Source organism: Kluyvera intermedia (assembly GCF_034424175.1).
Classification (GTDB): Bacteria; Pseudomonadota; Gammaproteobacteria; order Enterobacterales; family Enterobacteriaceae; genus Kluyvera; species Kluyvera intermedia.
This window is the reverse complement of sequence record NZ_CP139986.1, coordinates 3415746-3433577: the sequence shown is the minus strand read 5'-3', so window position 1 is coordinate 3433577 and position 17832 is coordinate 3415746. Positions and strand designations below refer to the sequence as shown.

General features: G+C 51.2%; 15 protein-coding genes and 1 pseudogene. 12 read left to right on the top strand and 4 right to left on the bottom strand.

What is annotated here, in order from left to right; all coding sequences use genetic code 11:
- Positions 1-41 precede the first annotated feature (41 nt).
- Complete coding sequence (locus U0026_RS16580) at positions 42-1922, top strand: tail fiber/spike domain-containing protein (protein ID WP_062777073.1); 1881 nt, start codon at positions 42-44, stop codon at positions 1920-1922.
- 8 nt (positions 1923-1930) lie between these two features.
- Here the strand turns inward: U0026_RS16580 and U0026_RS16575 are convergent, their stop codons facing one another.
- Together U0026_RS16575 and U0026_RS16570 are read right to left on the bottom strand one after the other, a co-directional pair.
- Entirely contained in the window at positions 1931-3031 is a 1101-nt protein-coding gene (locus U0026_RS16575) for an acyltransferase family protein (protein ID WP_082806323.1), read from the bottom strand.
- 225 nt (positions 3032-3256) lie between these two features.
- On the bottom strand, positions 3257-3625 hold the full coding sequence (locus U0026_RS16570) for an Arc family DNA-binding protein (protein ID WP_082806324.1): 369 nt from the start codon (positions 3623-3625) through the stop codon (positions 3257-3259).
- A 111-nt stretch (positions 3626-3736) separates the two neighbouring features.
- Between U0026_RS16570 and U0026_RS16565 the strand changes: the two genes are divergently transcribed.
- From U0026_RS16565 to U0026_RS16555, 3 genes are all read left to right on the top strand, one after another.
- Positions 3737-3910, top strand: coding sequence for a hypothetical protein (locus tag U0026_RS16565; RefSeq protein WP_062777077.1), 174 nt, complete (start codon positions 3737-3739; stop codon positions 3908-3910).
- Positions 3900-4625 (top strand): BRO family protein, encoded by a 726-nt coding sequence (locus U0026_RS16560; RefSeq protein ID WP_062777080.1) that lies wholly within the window; start codon positions 3900-3902, stop codon positions 4623-4625. Before U0026_RS16565 ends, U0026_RS16560 begins: the two co-directional genes overlap by 11 nt.
- An 83-nt stretch (positions 4626-4708) precedes the next feature.
- Positions 4709-5485 (top strand): ORF6N domain-containing protein, encoded by a 777-nt coding sequence (locus U0026_RS16555; protein ID WP_062777083.1) that lies wholly within the window; start codon positions 4709-4711, stop codon positions 5483-5485.
- Positions 5486-5604: 119 nt separating this feature from the next.
- On the opposite strand, the pseudogene U0026_RS16550 reads toward U0026_RS16555, so the two are convergent.
- Positions 5605-5733 (bottom strand): annotated as a pseudogene (locus U0026_RS16550) (integrase); the annotation flags it as partial.
- Positions 5734-6162: 429 nt separating this feature from the next.
- Between U0026_RS16550 and sbmC the strand changes: the two are divergent.
- The gene (gene sbmC / locus U0026_RS16545; RefSeq protein ID WP_062777086.1) at positions 6163-6633 is read left to right on the top strand and encodes a DNA gyrase inhibitor SbmC; all 471 of its coding nucleotides are present in this window, start codon (positions 6163-6165) and stop codon (positions 6631-6633) included.
- A gap of 54 nt (positions 6634-6687) precedes the next feature.
- Here the strand turns inward: sbmC and U0026_RS16540 are convergent, their stop codons facing one another.
- On the bottom strand, positions 6688-7998 hold the full coding sequence (locus tag U0026_RS16540) for a serine hydrolase domain-containing protein (RefSeq protein ID WP_062777089.1): 1311 nt from the start codon (positions 7996-7998) through the stop codon (positions 6688-6690).
- A 139-nt stretch (positions 7999-8137) separates the two neighbouring features.
- Between U0026_RS16540 and U0026_RS16535 the strand changes: the two genes are divergently transcribed.
- From U0026_RS16535 to U0026_RS16505, 7 genes are all read left to right on the top strand, one after another.
- Complete coding sequence (locus U0026_RS16535; RefSeq protein ID WP_062777092.1) at positions 8138-9049, top strand: LysR family transcriptional regulator; 912 nt, start codon at positions 8138-8140, stop codon at positions 9047-9049.
- 169 nt (positions 9050-9218) lie between these two features.
- Positions 9219-11435: a TonB-dependent receptor gene (locus U0026_RS16530; RefSeq protein ID WP_062777095.1), complete on the top strand. Its 2217-nt coding sequence runs from the start codon at positions 9219-9221 to the stop codon at positions 11433-11435.
- Positions 11436-11715: 280 nt separating this feature from the next.
- Complete coding sequence (pheP, locus tag U0026_RS16525; RefSeq protein WP_062777098.1) at positions 11716-13107, top strand: phenylalanine transporter; 1392 nt, start codon at positions 11716-11718, stop codon at positions 13105-13107.
- Between the two features lie 225 nt (positions 13108-13332).
- Positions 13333-14577 (top strand): MFS transporter, encoded by a 1245-nt coding sequence (locus U0026_RS16520; RefSeq protein WP_062777100.1) that lies wholly within the window; start codon positions 13333-13335, stop codon positions 14575-14577.
- A gap of 20 nt (positions 14578-14597) precedes the next feature.
- On the top strand, positions 14598-15626 hold the full coding sequence (locus U0026_RS16515) for a sugar phosphate isomerase/epimerase family protein (RefSeq protein WP_062777103.1): 1029 nt from the start codon (positions 14598-14600) through the stop codon (positions 15624-15626).
- Entirely contained in the window at positions 15623-16774 is a 1152-nt protein-coding gene (locus tag U0026_RS16510) for a Gfo/Idh/MocA family protein (RefSeq protein WP_062777106.1), read from the top strand. The genes U0026_RS16515 and U0026_RS16510 overlap by 4 nt, the downstream gene beginning before the upstream one ends.
- A 75-nt stretch (positions 16775-16849) precedes the next feature.
- The gene (locus U0026_RS16505; protein ID WP_062777109.1) at positions 16850-17830 is read left to right on the top strand and encodes a LacI family DNA-binding transcriptional regulator; all 981 of its coding nucleotides are present in this window, start codon (positions 16850-16852) and stop codon (positions 17828-17830) included.
- Positions 17831-17832: the final 2 nt, after the last annotated feature.

The window sequence follows — 17832 nt, the reverse complement described above, 5'->3', positions numbered from 1 at the left end:
CATAACCCGGCCACCGCGCCGGGTTTTTTAATGGGAAAAATATGAGCACGCAACCAACTAACCTGCCCGTTCCAAGTGAATCACCTCGTGACCTGAAATTTAACGCAGGGAAGATTGACGAGTTTGTCACCTCAATGGGCTGGACTTACACAGACCGCTTTGGTTCGAAGCATTACACGATAGAAGGGCTTCGCTGGATTGCTCAGCAGGCTATATCAGAGTTTGGTTACATCACACTGAAAAGCTTTCAACTTGGAGCGCCTTTACCAGATAACGAATTGAAACTCCCGAATCAGGTGCTTCAGGATGAAACTGATGGTGAGTACTATCGCTGGGACGGGGCATTCCCTAAAGTCGTTCCTTCTGGTTCTACGCCTGGAACTACAGGGGGGGTGGGGATTGGCAAGTGGTTGAGTGTGGGTGACGCCTCTCTTCGGGCAGATTTAATTAACGCACAAGATGGAAGTGGTGATGCTCTTATATCGGTAAAACAGCCTGGATCTGGGACTGTAGCCAGAACGGTTCATGACAAGATGGCTGAGCGTTATACCATTGATGATTTTCTCTTTCAGAGTGATGTTGATGACACTGAGGCGTTTAGAAGGGCAATAAAACACTCTCAGGTAAGCGGGCAGGTTGTGTATGGATCTAGCGGAAGGACGTATAAGATATCAGGGGAATTACAGTTAGTAGATCAGGATACAGGAGCAGTAGCCAGGATTCATGGCGCTGGAAGAAACTCATCATTTATCACCCCGCTTGGTGATTTCTCTGCTGCTGTAAAAGCATGGGGGCTTGGTTGGGGTTCATCAGGAGGTGGAGCAGCGTTCGGGGTTGAGTTCTGCGGCTTCACGATTACCAGTAATAATACGGCAAACTTTACTGGTAATGGCCTCGATATTCGAAGGGTGGGGTTATGGTCATTATTCAGTGATTTAAAGATTCATTATGTTGGTGGTATTGGACTGTATGCTCAGTCAGTTTTTGACCACTCACTTAAAAGTATAGAGGTTAGAGGGACAGGTGGCCTTGGTGTTAAAATTTATGAGAGCAAGCCTTCTGACCCAGACGGTTTTCAGGAAAATAGTTTTTTAGAAATAAACGATGTTCATGCCATAGGGTGCAATGGCGGTTATACCCAAATTGAAATAGATGGTGGCGACGCCTTTAAGTTTGAAAGGCTCAAGCCGTCAGAAGGTACGCTTGGTGTTGATTTAAAGGGTATAGCCAGAGGGTTTACATTTCATGATACATATGTCGACGGACAGACATTTGATGCCTCTATAGAAAATATAGGAATTTCTATTGCCGTATCTTGCTCTGATATCAATGTGCAAGGCGGAAGGGCGTGGAATATAAAGTATGCAGTTGATGTTTCCGCAGGCGGATGTAACGTTTCTGGTATTAATCTAGCATACGATTCACCGGCAGGGAGTGATGTCTACGCTGTTCTTGCCAGGCCGTCAATTACCAGGATGCTGAGCGTTGACTCTAGTCTGCCAGTTAAAAACGAAGCACCATTTTTTGTTGCCGCACCTATACAGGCAGCATCTCACCCATACACACCAACGATTAACAATGTTAACGTTGGAGCCGGTTCGGTTTTCGGGGCCTATAACAAACTTGGGAACAAACTTAAGCTTTATGTTCATGTTGAGTTTGGCGGCGGGAGTTCGGTTTCAGGCGCTATAGCCGTAACAACACCAGTTGCGGCAACGAAAACCTCATTTGTTAATGGGTGTCTGTTTGATACATCGGACAACAAATCCTACCCAATACAGGGGTATATAAAGGCTGGTGAAACAGGGATCACATTAACGCATTCTGGGGGGTTAGTGACAGACGTCTCGCCATTCCCCCTGTCTGCAAACGACATGATCCACCTTGACGGTGAATACTGGATTGATACAGTTCAACCTTAAGTTTAGGCTCACGGATGAGCCTTCCCCTCATTCTGGCGACTAATTATCTTTTTAGAAAGAGCTATAGCTGGACTCTCAATGAAAACAAATGATACATAACCTGCGATTATTGAGAGGATGGATGAGAAGATGATTAATTGAATTGTACTTAGCCCGTAAAAATAACTAAGTGATTGCTGTATAGGGAATCCCCACAAATAAATACCGTAAGAAATGTCTTTTCTTATGGTAATCATCTTTGCAATTCTCGTTGTGGACAACCACAGAGCAAGAGTGCAAACTCCGGCATAAAATGCAAAATAACTCATCAAAGGGGAGTATGAAACTTTATATATAATGAAGAACGCTATAGGTATCTTTAAATCTGCATGTATATTGTTTTTGTTAATAGCGTAAAGAGACCCCAGTGCAAAACACGAAGGCAAAAGAAACGCCTCTGATGTACGCTCTGCTATAAAGTTTAATCCATCAATGCTTGTAAGTGGGATTACTATTGTAAGTATACATAAAGTATTCAGGATTATTTTGTTTTTAAATCCAGTAAATATATAAGCAGACAACACCAGTAAATAGGCCGAAACCTCTATTGCTATGGTCCAGAGTGAACCATTGATAGAACCGCCATCTTTATTGCCAGTAAATACACCATCAATAAAGTACTGAGTGTTAAAGTGCAATGAGTTGACTATATAATTAACATATGATCCACTGTCATAGTACTGTTCTAAAGTCCCGCTATACACCACCGGTCCGATTACAAGTCCTGTGATTATTATGGTGGCGGCGAATGCCGGGTATATTCTGAAAAACCGGGCAGAAACAAATGTCAAAATATCATTGCTTCTCATCATGCTGTTAGTTACAAGCAATCCACTTATGAAGAAAAATATCTTTACAGCTATGGACCCTGAGTAAGTGAAGTTGAAGAAATAACTAAATGGCTCCTGCGCATTTGGATTAAGAGTCAGGGCGAATGAGTGTCCAAATATAACCATTAAGGCCGCTATTATCCTAATTAAATCTAGGTTATTTTGTCCCCTACTTAGTGCATTTGCAACGGTCAAGCATGGCTCATTTACCGCTCTTGAATCTATTTTATCATCGACCATAAATAGCTCTAAATGTTTATATTATTAATAAAAATTTGCAGGAGTATAGCACCAAGCAAGCATCAGCACACTACTCCCTGATAGTAGTTATTATCTTCACATGCAAGAAAAATCGATTAGATTTCTTTAACTAGTCCACGTGGTTTCTCGCCGAACCTATAGAAGTACACCATCCTCATCTAGCGACCATACCATCCTAATCACGGGGTAGGCGCTCTTTAACAGTTAGGTGGTCTTTTTGGTCTCATTAAGGGGGCTCTCTTTTGAAGCTAAGTACAAAAGCACTCTTAAATCTTTGGTTTCTGATTCCAGTCTCTGCGCCATAATAGCTGATGCATCTATAAGAAGACTCCTGGCTTGCTTCCTTTCATTTTCTGACAGCTTTTCAACCTCACCTGGATCAGCCAAGCCTAGCAAAAACTCAATTCCTTCCTGTGCTAGTGCTGGCTGTGACAAAGCATTTGAGATGATATCCACGATTTCAGAGTTCATAGAGCGACCATTCCGTTTAGCTCGTTCTGCTATGACATCCCGCATCCCGTCCGGGAAGCGAAGGTTGAACTTGTCCTGCATCTGACTTGGATACTTGCTCATGGTAACCCTCAAAATTATTTCTTGATTTTATTATGGGGCCAACTTGACATATGCTGCAATGGTGTTAATTTAATATCAGGTGTTAACTTGGCCCCAAAGATGGAGATTGATATGCAAGAATCACTTTTTACAGAACGAAAGAACATCAAGCTAAACCTTCGCCTACCAGCTCGTTTGGATAAAGATATCAGGCGCTTGGCTGAGATGGATTGCATTTCTCTGAACTCTGCAATTGTTCGTCTGCTGGCGAAGGGCGTGAGGGAAGAGGTGGCGAATGGTCGCTAAAAACAGCGAAGCCCAGAAGTGCGCTAACACTAACCGGGCCTCTATCGAAAATAACCGCATAGGAAATATCGACATGAATAGTGTAGCAAAATCAGATTATAACTTCCAAGGATTCGCTTTCAATCCCATCACTGAAAGCGGCTCTATCTGGTTTACCTCCACCGAACTGGCTAAGGCTCTCGGCTACAAAAAAACTGATGCCATCAGCCAGATCTATGCCCGTAATGCTGATGAGTTTTCTGACTCCATGTCATTGACCCTCAATATGAAGGTCAACGGGATAAACAATAGCTTACGTAACAAATCGGTCAGAGTTTACTCGCTGCGAGGTGCTCACTTGGTTGCGATGTTTGCTTCCACGCCCAAGGCTAAAGAGTTCCGCCGCTGGGTGCTCGACATTCTTGATCGTGAGGTTGAACACTCACCGATCGCCAAGCAGTTCTCCGACGATGAACTGGTAAGCCTCTGCTATCTGCAACTGTGGATGGAGAAAAGCCAGCAGATGTGTAAACACCTATACCCAGGAATGAAACAGTTAGGCTCTGAGCTTTCAGGGAAGATTCGCGATATTGCCTGTGAGACAAAGTACATGACGGATGAAACAAAAAAGATGTTACTTCGCGAGGCTGAGAACCTTGATAACAACAACTTTGTCGTGAAGCGGGCACAGCCAATGCTTGCGAGGCTTCGCGGTGAGGAAGGATGGATTCACTGATAGGCGCATGGGATGGCGCACATAGAAAAGCCGGCAGTTAGAGCTACCGGCTTCCATTGAAACTTGTCATAAGGGACCAACCAATGACTTCATTAAATTTAGCAGTTCGTGAACCAAATGTCGATCCCCAGCCATTGCCGGTTATTGAATGGAAGGGATTGCGCGTTGTAACGACTGAAACGCTGGCTGAAGGTTATGGCACGGACGAGGCCAATATTCGTAAAAACCTTTCGCGAAATCTTGAACGGTTTGAAGACGGTAAGCACTACTTTCTTTTAAGCGGGCCAGAATTGCGTGAGTTTAAGAACAGGGTATCTGATAGTCACTCTGTTGGTAAAAATGCAAGATCGCTTACATTGTGGACCGAAAAAGGGGCTGCGCGTATGTCCAAGATTGTTGATACGGACGACGCATGGTCTTTCTTCGAGTGCCTAGAGGATTCGTACTTCCGTCCAGCTCCGGTTATCGGTATTCCGCTTAGCTATGAAGCCGCACTCGAAGATCTGCTCTTGAAGGTGAAAGAGAATCGCATCATTGCTGAACAGCGTGATCGTGCAGTTAAAGAGAAACGCTGGATTTCCGAGAAGCGAGAAGTAACTGCTATGACAACGGCTTCTATTGCTGTGCGCGAGAAAAATAAGTTGGCAGAGCGCCTTGGCGAAGGGAAAAACTATGCAGCTATTATCCCGGTAGAGAAGAAGCTCGGAAAGAAGTTCCCCTGGCAGCCTCTGCGTAAATGGTGTCGCGATAACGACGAAACTCCACATGATGTACAAGACCCGCGCTTTGGCAGCGTGAAGTCCTGGCCTCGCGCGGCGTGGCTGGCGGTGTACGGGGTGGACCTTCGTAAACTGTTCTAACTGTCATAAAATCACAACCCGCTTAGGCGGGTTTTTCGTTTGGGGCATGGATGGGACAAAAAATTAGCGCAAAACAACTCAACACCGGGGTAGGTGGTTAGTCGTCTTGTGCTAATGATTCATACCTTCTCATCAACCCAGTCCGCCCACCATTGCATCATCTCCCGGCGCTTATCCATGTACTGAGCGTGATTGTATATCCCTCGTATTGAACCGCTGTTTGCGTGCGCCAGTTGCTTCTCGATGGCATAGATAGCCCTGATTTCAAGCCAGGAGTATACATGGGAATAAATTTGGCTAAAACAACTCAAAACAGACTTAGGAACTTATTCATATTGCACTAATGCCATGCGGTTGGTGGGACGCATTCGGGACACTCATGCGTTTTGATGGGTTGTGATGGCTTTCTAAGTTTTAGCATCATGGGACGTGTGAGCGCAGCAATGATGCGGTAAGTAGCTGTTATAGTTGGTAGTTCTATGAACTTCTAAGTCGTGGGCCGCAGGTTCGAATCCTGCAGGGCGCACCATTTTCTCTGTTTTACTCCCCCCTCAACGATATCTATACGCTCCCAAACCACATTGCGAATTCGCTCACATAATGCTCACTATCCGTTTGTTTAAACCTCAAGTTACAGATTACACTGTATGAAAATACAGTGTTGATGCGGAGGCAGTATGGACTACGAACTTAAACAAGTTGAACCGCGTAAAATCGCCGGTTTTCATATGGTTGGCCCGTGGGAGCAAACAGTAAAGCAAGGTTTCGAACAACTGATGATGTGGGTAGATGGCAAGCAGATCCCCGCGCAGGAGTGGATCGCCGTCTATTACGATAACCCTGATGAAGTCCCAGCGGAAAAACTACGCTGTGACACGGTCGTTTCCGTTGCTGATGATTTTGTCGTGCCGGAAAATAGCGAAGGAGTGATGACGGCGTCAGTAGCCGGTGGCTTGTACGCTGTAGCGCGGACTCGTGTCGAAAATCATGACTTTGCGACACCCTGGTATCAGTTCTTTGATAGCGTTCTGAAGGATGAAAAGCACCCGATTGCGGCTAAACCGTGTTTTGAAATTTATCATAACAACGGGGCGCAAGACGGCTACTGGGATATTGAAATGTATGTCGCGGTAGAGCCAAAACCGTAAGGGAAAACGCCAGAGCGCGAAGGTGGCTCTGGCGTTATCAATAACGGCTGCTGATTAATGCAGTGCCTGGGCTATCGCGCTAAACATCAGCGAGGCCTCAAGAGGCTGTGCGCTGAACGATGGCTCCGCCTGTGGCCAGGTTGACCACTGGACGATAACCAGGTTTTCCGCGCGGTTAACCATAATCATCTGGCCAAAAATACCCAATGCCCACATAGAATCTTTAAGCGAATCCTGCGGGCGCGGTATCACTCCTGTCGCATTAACGGGCACTTCATTATTCCACCACTGGTAGCCGTAAATTCCCTGCGGATGACCAGCCGAGACCGAGTTTTTCGCCGTGGTCCAGTCTGCTGATTGCGCTATCCAGTTCTTCGCCAGTACCTGTGTACCATCGGGAAGACGTCCATCGTTTAAGACAAACTCGCCAAAGCGACCCCAGTCTTCCAGCGTGGCGTTAAAGCCGTGTGCGCCAACATCATGCTTATCTTTGCTGTAGGAATGCCAGACGCCATCATTGGCCATGCCATAAGGCTTCCAGAGCGTTTTTTCCAGATAATGGGCCAGCGGCATGCCGGTTGCGCGTTCGAGAACGTCACCCAGTAACCAGGCGCCGCCCGAGGAGTAGGACCAGGCCTCTCCGGCAGGGTGAGCACGTTTCAGGCCCGAAACCAGTTTACGAACGCAGTCGTAGGTGCCTGGATGCGCTTCGCATTGGGTTAATTTAGCGAAATCAGACTGTGGATTGGTATAATCCTCGTTCCACGCTACGCCGGAGGTATGCTGGATCAGTTGCTTCAAGGTCACGCCTTCCCAGGCTGTACCTTTTAGGTCAGGTTCATATTGGGTAACCAGGTCGTCCATTGAGTGAATTTTGCCTTCCTTGACCGCCGCGCCTACCAGCACAGAAACGACGGCTTTCCCCACCGAGCGTGAGGTCCATAGCGTCGTATCGGTATTGCCCGCTGCAAGATATTTCCACGCGACCTTACCGTCCTTTAGCACCAGCATCCCGCTGACATTCTGTCGCTTAATATAGTCCTGCAGATTCCACTGCTGGCCGTTGACCTGATACGTCGCCTGTTTTAGCGGTTTTTCGGCGGCCAGTAGAGGAGTGGATTTACCGTGGTGGAAGACATCGCCCTGATAGTTACGATAGTCGTTACGAAAACCGATTACGCGATCGGCCTGGCTCCAGGTTAGCATTTTCCGTGTGTCAGGCAGCTGCTTATCAAAAGGCGCGGGACAATGCGTTAACGCAGTGCCTTCGCAGGCCGCCATTGCAGAGGGGGAAAACAGTGCGCCAGCGATAACGCTTGCCAGGATGCATGACCCGGTAGTTAACGATTTTTGTTTATTATTCATCGTATTCTCGTTCGAAGTTTAAAAGATAGACACCTTAACCCGGGGTGATAACGGGTTAGGTGCAGTATAAAAATCGACGGCCTATAATAAAAAACGCCTAATGGGGGAAAAACCCCCACTTTGAACCCAGGAGTTTGTTTTGCCTTCACTGTCGTATTCGTTTTCTCAGCTAGAAGCCTTTACTGCCGTGGCGAAGTACGGAAGCCTGATGAAAGCTGCCTCCAGACTCGGCAAAGACCGAACGACGCTACGCGATCTTATCGATTTGCTGGAAGATGGCCTGGGATATGCGCTGTTTGTCCGTGAAGGGAGAGCACTGCAATTAACGCCGGAAGGTGAGTTGCTTCGGCGACAGGCGCAACTGCTTATGCAGCAGGCGAGGGCATTTGAGCAGTTTGCGTGTCAGGTGCCGTCGACGCAAACACACGCGCTGAGTGTCGTTTACGATGCCTTTACGCCGCGGCAGTTTATCCATGGCCTGATTACCGTTATGGCAAAACGGCATGTACGATTGAGTCTGATCTGCATGCCGCGTGAAGCCGGGGAGCAGGCGCTGGCTGCCGGAGAGGCTGACCTGGGATTCTTCCAGGCAAACAATCGCAGTATCGGCACGGAAATGGAGTGGCGAGCAATCGGCACAATCGAGATGGATTTTTACGCCGCACAGTCGCTTTTCGCGGAGGTTGCTAAGCCGTGTTCACTGCTCGATTTGTCCTTAACCCCGCAAATTGTTATGCATGCGGCCTCTGATATTCCGGTATCGCAACGCTTGCAAATTGCTGGAAGCATTATTTTCACCAACGAACTGGAGATGCTACAAGGCCTGATTGAATCAGGCTGCGGATGGGGTTTTCTGCCCACGCATTTTCAGGCCGCGGGTTGGCAAAATGTATCAGTCATCCCTGTGGCAGTCGGCAATGAAGGGATAAGTCAGACAATGGTCACCCTCTGGCGCCCCGGCCATGATAAACGCCGAATGATTGAAGAGGTGCTTTTACAAATCCCGGCACTGTGGCAAAGCGCCCGCAGCGCGACAATGCCTCCACCTTAAATACGCATTCTCCCTAAGTGTTTCATTGCGCTTGATCATGTAACGATAATGAGTATAGTTCTCAGTCTCTTTTTTATTCATCAAGGCGGTACGGCTGGCTCAGTCATCGGTGAGGGATTTCACTGGGGGATTCTGAGGCGCGAAGTTGCGAAACCTGCTGGCACTTCAGATGAATTTTTTATTGATACCTGGGGATCCACTCATGAAAACAAAACTGTCTGCGCTCGCACTGGCGATAAGCGCTGTCATGCCTGCCGCCAATGCAGCGACACAAGAGGCCACTGCTAAGAAAAATCAGACCGAAACCATGGTGGTGCAGGGCGTGGGTAGCAGTGATTTCACGCCCGGCGGCGACCAACTGGTACCCGCTTACCTTGATGGGCAGATAGCTCACGGTGGACGCCTTGGGATGCTAGGCGAGCAGAAATCAATGGATGTGCCGTTCAACGTTATCGGCTACACCTCGAAGCTGGTGCAGGATCAGCAGGCAAAAACCATCGCCGACGTGGTCAAAAACGATGCCGGTGTGCAGGCAGTTCAGGGTTACGGTAACTTTGCCGAAACCTATCGTATTCGCGGTTTGAAGCTCGATGGTGATGACATGACGATGGGCGGCCTGTCAGGCGTCGTACCGCGTCAGGTGGTCGATACCCAGATGCTGGAACGCATTGAAGTCTTTAAAGGAGCTAACGCGCTAGTGAACGGTGCGGCAAGCTCTGGCGTCGGTGGGATGATTAACCTGGAACCTAAACGCGCCGAAGATATCCCCACGACGCGTATCGGCGTGGATTACACCGGTAACTCTCAGGTCGGCGGTGCGCTGGATGTTGGCCGCCGTTTTGGCGATGACAACCAGTGGGGCGCCCGCGTGAACGTGCTGCATCGCGAAGGGGAAGCGCGTGTCGATAACGACAACCGTCGTACCACTTTGGCTTCCTTAGGGCTGGATTATCGTGGCGATCGTTTCCGTTCTTCGTTCGATTTTGGCTACCAGAAAAAAACCTTCCACGGCGGTGAGATGGGCGTGGGGTTCGCGGCGATTAGCGAAATCCCGGATGTGCCGAGCAATACCAAAAATACCGGCCAGAAGTGGGGCTATAGCGATATTGAAAACGAATTCGGTATGGCAAAAGCAGAATATGATCTGACCGACAACTGGACCACTTACGTTGGCCTCGGTGCGCAGCATGCACACGAAGAGGGCATTTACGCCACGCCGAAGCTGACCAATGTGAATGGTGATGCTACCGTCGGGCGTCTGGATACCAACCGCCTTATTGATAGCTTCAGCGGCATGGGCGGCCTTCGCGGCAACTTCGACACTGGCGCTATCTCACATAAAGTGAATATTGGCTACTCGGCGAAGCTCACCCGCGATGCCACGGCCTGGCGTATGTCGAATACTAAAACCAACCCAACCACTAATATCTACGACAACCAGGGCGTTGCGATGCCGGATTACACCCTGACCGGTGGCAACTATCACGACCCGCTGACCACCGCGCGCAACCGGACTCAGGGCTGGCTGTTCAGCGATACGTTGGGCTTCTTTGATGACACCGTGCTGTTTACCGCTGCCGCACGTCATCAGAAAGTAGTGATTCGCAACTACAACAACAGCACCGGTCTGGAAACCACCACCTCAAGCTTTGATGAAAGCCGTTGGATGCCAACCTTCGGCCTGGTCTACAAGCCGTGGGAAACGGTATCGCTGTACGCAAACCATACCGAAGCGCTGCAACCGGGCGGCAACGCGCCAAGCACAGCGAAAAACTTTGGTCAGAGTATCGGTATCGCTCACTCGAAGCAGGATGAAGTGGGCGTGAAAATTGACTACGAACGTGTTGGCGGTTCACTGGCGCTGTTCCAGATTAAGAAACCGTCCGGCGTGCTCGATAGCGACGGCTACTACGGCATGGACGGCGAGCAGCGCAACCGTGGCGTTGAGCTGAACGTCTTTGGCGAACCGGTTCTTGGCCTGCGCCTGAACGGCAGCACCCTGTGGATTGACCCGGAGATGACCAAAACCAAAGGCGGTCTCAACGATGGTAACGATGCGATTGGCGTATCCCGCTTCTATGCAGTTCTGGGTGCTGAATACGACATCAAACCGGTTGAGGGCCTGACGGCCACCGCGCGTGTTAACCATACCGGCTCCCAATATGCTGACTCTGCCAACACCAAAAAACTCGATAGCTACACCACGCTGGATTTAGGCGTCCGTTATCGTATGCACCTGAATCAGGATCAGAACGATCTGGTGTGGCGTGCCGGTATCACCAACGTGACCAACGAGAAATATTGGTCTGGCGTCGATGACCTTGGTGTCTATCTGTACCAGGGTGAAGCGCGTACGCTGAAAGTTTCCGTCAGCTACGACTTCTAAAAGAGGCTTCTTAACAGGAGCGTTTTGACACTCAGCATCATGGTGGCAATAAATTCATCATCATGCGGATGAGATAAATCATACCGTAGGCCGGATGAGCTGCGCGCCATCCGGCAATCTGCCGCACACTGCCGGATGGTGCGCAGCTTTCAGGCCTACCGCGCTCATCTTACGCATTGCCTGGCTTTTTAGCGTAGTGCTACGGGTACTGATTGCCTTGCGACAAGCCGCGCTAAGTGTTAAAAGGTGCCCCTTCATATCAAAGCTACAGGGGTCAGACGTGAGAAACGCGTCATCAGCATCCAGCCAGAATCAACCGGATGCGTCGTCGGAAAATAGCCCGACGCTTCACCGCGGATTACAAAACCGCCATATCCAATTAATCGCCCTCGGCGGCGCCATCGGTACCGGCCTGTTCCTCGGCATCGGCCCGGCTATCCAAATGGCAGGCCCGGCGGTTGTGTTGGGTTATGCCATTGCCGGTGTTATCGCCTTTATGATCATGCGCCTTTTAGGCGAGATGGTTGTTGAAGAGCCGGTATCCGGATCGTTTGCTCATTTTGCTTATAAATACTGGGGGCCGTTCGCTGGATTTCTCTCCGGCTGGAACTACTGGGTCATGTTCGTGCTGGTAGGCATGGCTGAACTGACTGCCGCCGGGATCTATATGCAATATTGGCTGCCTGATATCCCAACGTGGGTGTGGGCCGCGGGCTTCTTCGTGCTGATTAACGCCGTTAACCTCGTAAACGTGCGCCTGTATGGCGAAACGGAATTCTGGTTTGCGTTGATTAAAGTGCTGGCGATCATTGGCATGATTGGTTTTGGCATCTGGATGCTGGCCTCGGGTAAAGGCGGCGAGCATGCCAGTATCGATAACCTCTGGCGCTTCGATGGCTTCCTGGCGACCGGCTGGAAAGGGCTTATCTTATCGCTGGCGGTGATTATGTTCTCCTTCGGCGGGCTGGAACTGATTGGGATTACGGCGGCGGAAGCGCGTGATCCGGAACGCTCAATTCCGAAAGCCGTCAATCAGGTTGTATACCGTATCCTTCTGTTTTACATCGGTTCACTGATTGTATTACTGGCGCTTTACCCGTGGCATGCCATTAAATCTGACAGCAGCCCATTTGTGATGATCTTCCACAATCTGGACAGCAACCTGGTGGCTTCGGTGCTGAACTTTGTCATTCTGGTGGCCTCACTGTCGGTTTATAATAGCGGCGTGTATTCCAACAGCCGCATGCTGTTTGGCCTCTCAGTGCAGGGTAACGCACCACGCTTTTTGACCAAAGTCAGCCGTCGCGGTGTGCCGGTGAACTCGCTTGTTCTCTCCGGGGCCATTACTTCGCTGGTGGTGCTGGTGAACTATCTGCTGCCGCAGAAGGCGTTTGGTCTGCTGATGGCGCTGGTGGTGGCAACGCTGCTGCTAAACTGGGTAATGATCTGCATGGCGCACCTCAAATTCCGTGCCGCTATGCGTCGTAAAGGTCGTGAGCCAAAATTCAAAGCGTTGTGGGCACCGGCCAGCAACTATATCTGTATCGCTTTCCTGCTGATGGTACTGGTTCTAATGTGCACCATGGACGGCATGCGTCTGTCGGCTATTCTGCTGCCGGTATGGGTGCTGTTCCTGTTCATCGCATTTAAAGTGTTACGTCGCAAAGCGTAATTACCGCGCACTTCCCGGCGTCGCGATGCTCGGCCATGCTACTTGAACGGGTAGCCCGGCCAAGCGCAGCGCCGCCGGGCACTCTCCCATCCCGCCTCTATCCCCGACTCATTTTTAATCGTGACCCTTCTCGCAAATCTGCTATTTCATGCGCGATCTTTAATTTGTAATCGATTACTTTTCTTTTGAGCTGTTTTTGTAATCGATTACTTTGAGGGTAAAAACATGGTCTCCACAACAACACAAGGTCCTGAAAATAACGGAGTACAGCACCGGCTGCTGGTGCCGCGTCTGTCATTGATGATGTTTATGCAGTTCTTTATCTGGGGCAGTTGGTCAGTCACCTTAGGTCTGGTGATGAGCCAACACAATATGTCCCTGCTGATTGGTGATGCTTTCTCGGCAGGGCCGATTGCTTCTATCCTTTCACCGTTTGTACTGGGGATGCTGGTTGACCGCTTCTTCCCGTCACAAAAGGTGATGGCAGTAATGCACCTGCTGGGTGCGGTAATCCTATGGTTTGTGCCGCAGGCGCTGGTGGCAGAAAATGGCGCGCTGCTTATCGGCCTGCTGTTTGGCTACACCCTGTGCTACATGCCAACGCTGGCGCTGACCAACAACATTGCTTTCCACAGCCTGAACAATATCGACAAAACCTTCCCGGTGGTGCGCGTGTTCGGCACTATCGGCTGGATTATTGCCGGGATCTTTATCGGCGTGACGGGCATATCAGATACCACCGGTATCTTTACGCTGGCGGCGCTGTGCTCGGTGATATTGGCGGTCTACAGCCTGACGCTGCCACACACGCCAGCCCCGGCCAAAGGCCAACCGCTGAAACTGCGCGATCTGTTTTGTGCCGATGCCTTTGCCTTGCTGAAAACCCGCCACTTTCTGGTATTCGCCATCTGCGCGACGCTTATCTCCGTGCCATTAGGCACCTACTACGCCTACACCGCCTCTTATCTGGCCGATGCGGGCGTGGCGGACGTTAGCACCGCAATGTCCTTCGGGCAGATGTCAGAAATCGTCTTTATGCTGATTATCCCGCTGCTGTTCCGTCGTTTGGGCGTGAAATACATGCTGCTTATCGGCATGCTGGCGTGGTTCGTGCGCTACATGTTCTTCGCACTCGGCATCAACGAAGAAACGCGCTTCCTGCTGTATCTCGGCATTCTGCTGCACGGCGTGTGCTACGACTTCTTCTTTGTGGTGGGCTTTATCTACACCGACCGCGTGGCGGGGGAGAAGGTGAAAGGACAAGCGCAGAGTATGGTGGTGATGTTCACATACGGTATCGGTATGTTGCTGGGCTCGCAGATCTCCGGCGTCCTCTACAACCAGTTGGTCGCCGGGCAAACCGTGCCGCAGGCATGGGTGAATTTCTGGTGGATCCCTGCGGTTGCCGCCGTCGTTATTGCTTTGCTTTTCCTGGTCTCGTTTAAGTACGACGATAAAGAGCAGGCGTGATTTTTTTAAGGAGGAAGGGTATGAAAACCATCAAGGGGCCGGGGATTTTTCTGGCGCAGTTTATCGGCGGTCAGCCGCCGTTTAATACGCTCGATGGGCTGGCACAATGGGCGGTAGGGCTAGGGTTCAAAGCACTACAGTTGCCGTGCAATCATCCTGCCATTTTCAATCTTGAGCAGGCCGCCGCCAGCCAGACCTACTGCGATGATATCGCCGGGCGGCTGGCGGAACACGGTCTGGTGATAAGCGAGCTATCGACCCACCTCGAAGGGCAGCTTGTCGCCGTGAACCCAACCTACGACCAGGCTTTCGATGCTTTTGCGCCTGCCGCCGTGAAAGGCAATCCAGCGGCGCGCCAGCAGTGGGCGGTAGACAGCGTGATGAAAGCCGCACAGGCCTCCTCAAGGCTGGGGCTTAAAGCTCATGCGACGTTCTCCGGGGCGCTGGCCTGGCCGTGGTTTTACCCGTGGCCGCCGCACAATGCTCAGCTTCTGGATGAGGCGTTCAACGAGCTGGCGAAACGCTGGCGGCCGATTCTCGACTGCTTTGAGGAGCACGGAGTCGACGTATGCTATGAAATTCACCCCGGTGAAGACCTGCATGACGGCGTGACCTTTGAGCGTTTTCTGGACAAGCTGGATAACCACCCGCGTTGCCACATGCTGTACGATCCGAGCCACCTGCATCTGCAGAACATTGATTATCTGGCTTATCTCGATATCTACCACTCACGCATTCGGGCGTTCCACGTCAAGGATGCTGAGTTCCAGAAAAACGGGCGCAGCGGCGTCTACGGCGGCTATCAAAACTGGGCCGATCGCCCCGGGCGTTTCCGCTCACTGGGCGACGGTGATATCGATTTTAAAAAGATTTTCAGCAAGCTGACCCAGTATGACTTTGACGGTTGGGCGGTGCTGGAGTGGGAATGTTGCCTGAAGGATGCGCAGGTTGGCGCACGGGAAGGCAGTGAATTTATCCAGCGGCATATCATCCCTGTCTCCGCACGGGCATTTGATGACTTCGCCGCAGGCAGCGAGGTACGCGGATGATTCATGTCGGTATCGTTGGCTCCGGGTTTATCGGCCCGGCGCATGTAGAAGCGCTGCGCCGACTGGGGTTTGTCGAGGTGGTAGCGCTGTGCGATGCGTCGCTGGAACAGGCGCAGGAAAAGGCGCGCCAGCTCAATATTCCTCATGCTTACGGTGACGTTGATGCTTTGCTGGCCCATCCGGGATTACAGGTGGTACACAACTGCACGCCCAACTTCCTGCACGCGCAGGTCAACCGGCAGATCCTAAACGCGGGCAAGCACGTTTTCTCCGAGAAACCGCTGTGCCTGACGCCGGAAGAGGCGAGAGAGCTTGAGCAACTGGCGCAAAAGGCGGGCGTGGTACACGGGGTCAGTTTTGTCTATCGCCAGTTTGCGATGGTGCAGCAGGCGGCGAGCATGATGCGTGACGGTAGCGCCGGGCGGCTCTTTTCAGCCTACGGCGGTTATCATCAGGACTGGATGTTACTGGAAACCGACTTCAACTGGCGAGTGGATGCGCAGCAGGGCGGCGTGTCGCGTGCGGTGGCCGATATTGGCTCCCACTGGTGCGATACCATCCAGTTCGTCACCGGGCGGCGTATTGTTGATGTGATGGCTGACCTTGCTATCGTCTGGCCGACGCGCAAAGCCAGCGTCACCGCAGAAGCTACCTTTAGCGAGCATCGTCCTGACGCGCAGTATCAGGATATTCCGGTCACTACCGAAGACGCCGGTTCCATTTTGTTCCGCTTTGACGACGGCAGCAAAGGCTGCTTTAGCGTTTCGCAGGTCAGCGCCGGGCGTAAAAACCGCCTGCATTTTGATATCAACGCCAGCGCAAGCTCACTGTCGTGGGATCAGGAAAACCCGCAGCAATTGTGGATTGGCAAACGCAGCCAGGCAAATCAATGGCTAAGCGATGATCCTAGCCTGCTCAATCGTGATGTTGCCGGGCAGGCGCATTTCCCCGGGGGGCATAGCGAAGGCTGGCCGGATGCGTTTAAAAATATGATGCTTAATTTCTACCAGGCGGTTGAGGCCGGAAAAATGCCGGAGGCTCGCGAGCGTCGTTTTGCTTCATTCAGTGAAGGCGCGAACGTGATGTATATCATTGATGCAATAGTGAAAAGCCATCAACAACGGCGTTGGGTCAGCGTAGAGCAATAATCCTGTGCCCGGTACGCCGGGCACGTTTTTATGATAGCCTGCACCAAAGCGTTAATTGCAGGGAATCGCGTAGCTATGTCAATTCAGAAAATCGCCCAACTAGCGGGGGTTTCGGTCGCCACCGTATCGCGTGTGTTGAATAACAGCGAGACGGTGAAAGAGAAAAATCGCGAGCGGGTGCTTAAGGCGATAAAAGAGAGCAACTACCAGCCGAACCTTCTGGCACGCCAGCTCAGGACGGCACGCAGCTCGATGATTTTAGTGATGGTGTCGAATATCGCTAACCCATTTTGCGCCGAGGTGGTGAAAGGAATCGAGGAGGCGGCTGAGCAAAACGGTTATCGTATTTTGCTGTGCCACTCCGGCTCTGATATTGAACGTTCAAAGTCGGGCCTGCGCCTGCTGACCGGCAAAATGGTCGACGGAATTATCACCATGGACGCCTTCACCAGACTGCCGGAACTGACCACCGTCATTGGTGATGCGCCGTGGGTACAGTGTGCTGAATATGCCGATGCGGGCGCGGTGTCTTGCGTCGGTATTAACGATGTCGATGCGGCGGAACATGCAGTGGGTTATCTGGCGGCAATGGGGCGTCAGCATATTGCGCTGATCAACCACGACCTGAGCTATAAATATGCCCGTCTGCGCGAACAGGGATATAAATCGGTACTGCAAAAGCAGGAACTGGACTGTTCGGCCGTTGAGTACGCTAACGACCTGAGCGCGGCGGCGGGTAAGGCGGCAATGAAAAAACTGCTGGCGATGAATCCACGCCCGGATGCGGTATTTGCCGTTTCCGATTCGCTGGCGGCCGGTGCCATGCGTGCCATTGAACAGGCCGGGCTACGGGTGCCGGAAGATATTGCGGTTGTGGGTTTTGACGGCACGGAGTTGGCTGAAATGGTGTCGCCGCAGCTTACCACCGTCCAGCAACCGTCACGTGAGATCGGGGCTAAGGCCGTGGAGCTGCTGCTTAATAAGATTGAGAATCCGGACGTCCCAACGGAACGGGTGATGCTGGACTGGCGCTTTATTTCACGCGCCAGCGCCTGAGG

Excerpts from the sequence above, each read along its gene's own strand:
- U0026_RS16580 (WP_062777073.1), top strand. The coding sequence starts at position 42 with ATGAGCACGCAACCAACTAACCTGCCCGTTCCAAGTGAATCACCTCGT.
- U0026_RS16575 (WP_082806323.1), bottom strand. The coding sequence starts at position 3,031 with ATGGTCGATGATAAAATAGATTCAAGAGCGGTAAATGAGCCATGCTTG.
- U0026_RS16570 (WP_082806324.1), bottom strand. The coding sequence starts at position 3,625 with ATGAGCAAGTATCCAAGTCAGATGCAGGACAAGTTCAACCTTCGCTTC.
- U0026_RS16565 (WP_062777077.1), top strand. The coding sequence starts at position 3,737 with ATGCAAGAATCACTTTTTACAGAACGAAAGAACATCAAGCTAAACCTT.
- U0026_RS16560 (WP_062777080.1), top strand. The coding sequence starts at position 3,900 with ATGGTCGCTAAAAACAGCGAAGCCCAGAAGTGCGCTAACACTAACCGG.
- U0026_RS16555 (WP_062777083.1), top strand. The coding sequence starts at position 4,709 with ATGACTTCATTAAATTTAGCAGTTCGTGAACCAAATGTCGATCCCCAG.
- sbmC (WP_062777086.1), top strand. The coding sequence starts at position 6,163 with ATGGACTACGAACTTAAACAAGTTGAACCGCGTAAAATCGCCGGTTTT.
- U0026_RS16540 (WP_062777089.1), bottom strand. The coding sequence starts at position 7,998 with ATGAATAATAAACAAAAATCGTTAACTACCGGGTCATGCATCCTGGCA.
- U0026_RS16530 (WP_062777095.1), top strand. The coding sequence starts at position 9,219 with ATGAATTTTTTATTGATACCTGGGGATCCACTCATGAAAACAAAACTG.
- U0026_RS16520 (WP_062777100.1), top strand. The coding sequence starts at position 13,333 with ATGGTCTCCACAACAACACAAGGTCCTGAAAATAACGGAGTACAGCAC.
- U0026_RS16515 (WP_062777103.1), top strand. The coding sequence starts at position 14,598 with ATGAAAACCATCAAGGGGCCGGGGATTTTTCTGGCGCAGTTTATCGGC.
- U0026_RS16510 (WP_062777106.1), top strand. The coding sequence starts at position 15,623 with ATGATTCATGTCGGTATCGTTGGCTCCGGGTTTATCGGCCCGGCGCAT.
- U0026_RS16505 (WP_062777109.1), top strand. The coding sequence starts at position 16,850 with ATGTCAATTCAGAAAATCGCCCAACTAGCGGGGGTTTCGGTCGCCACC.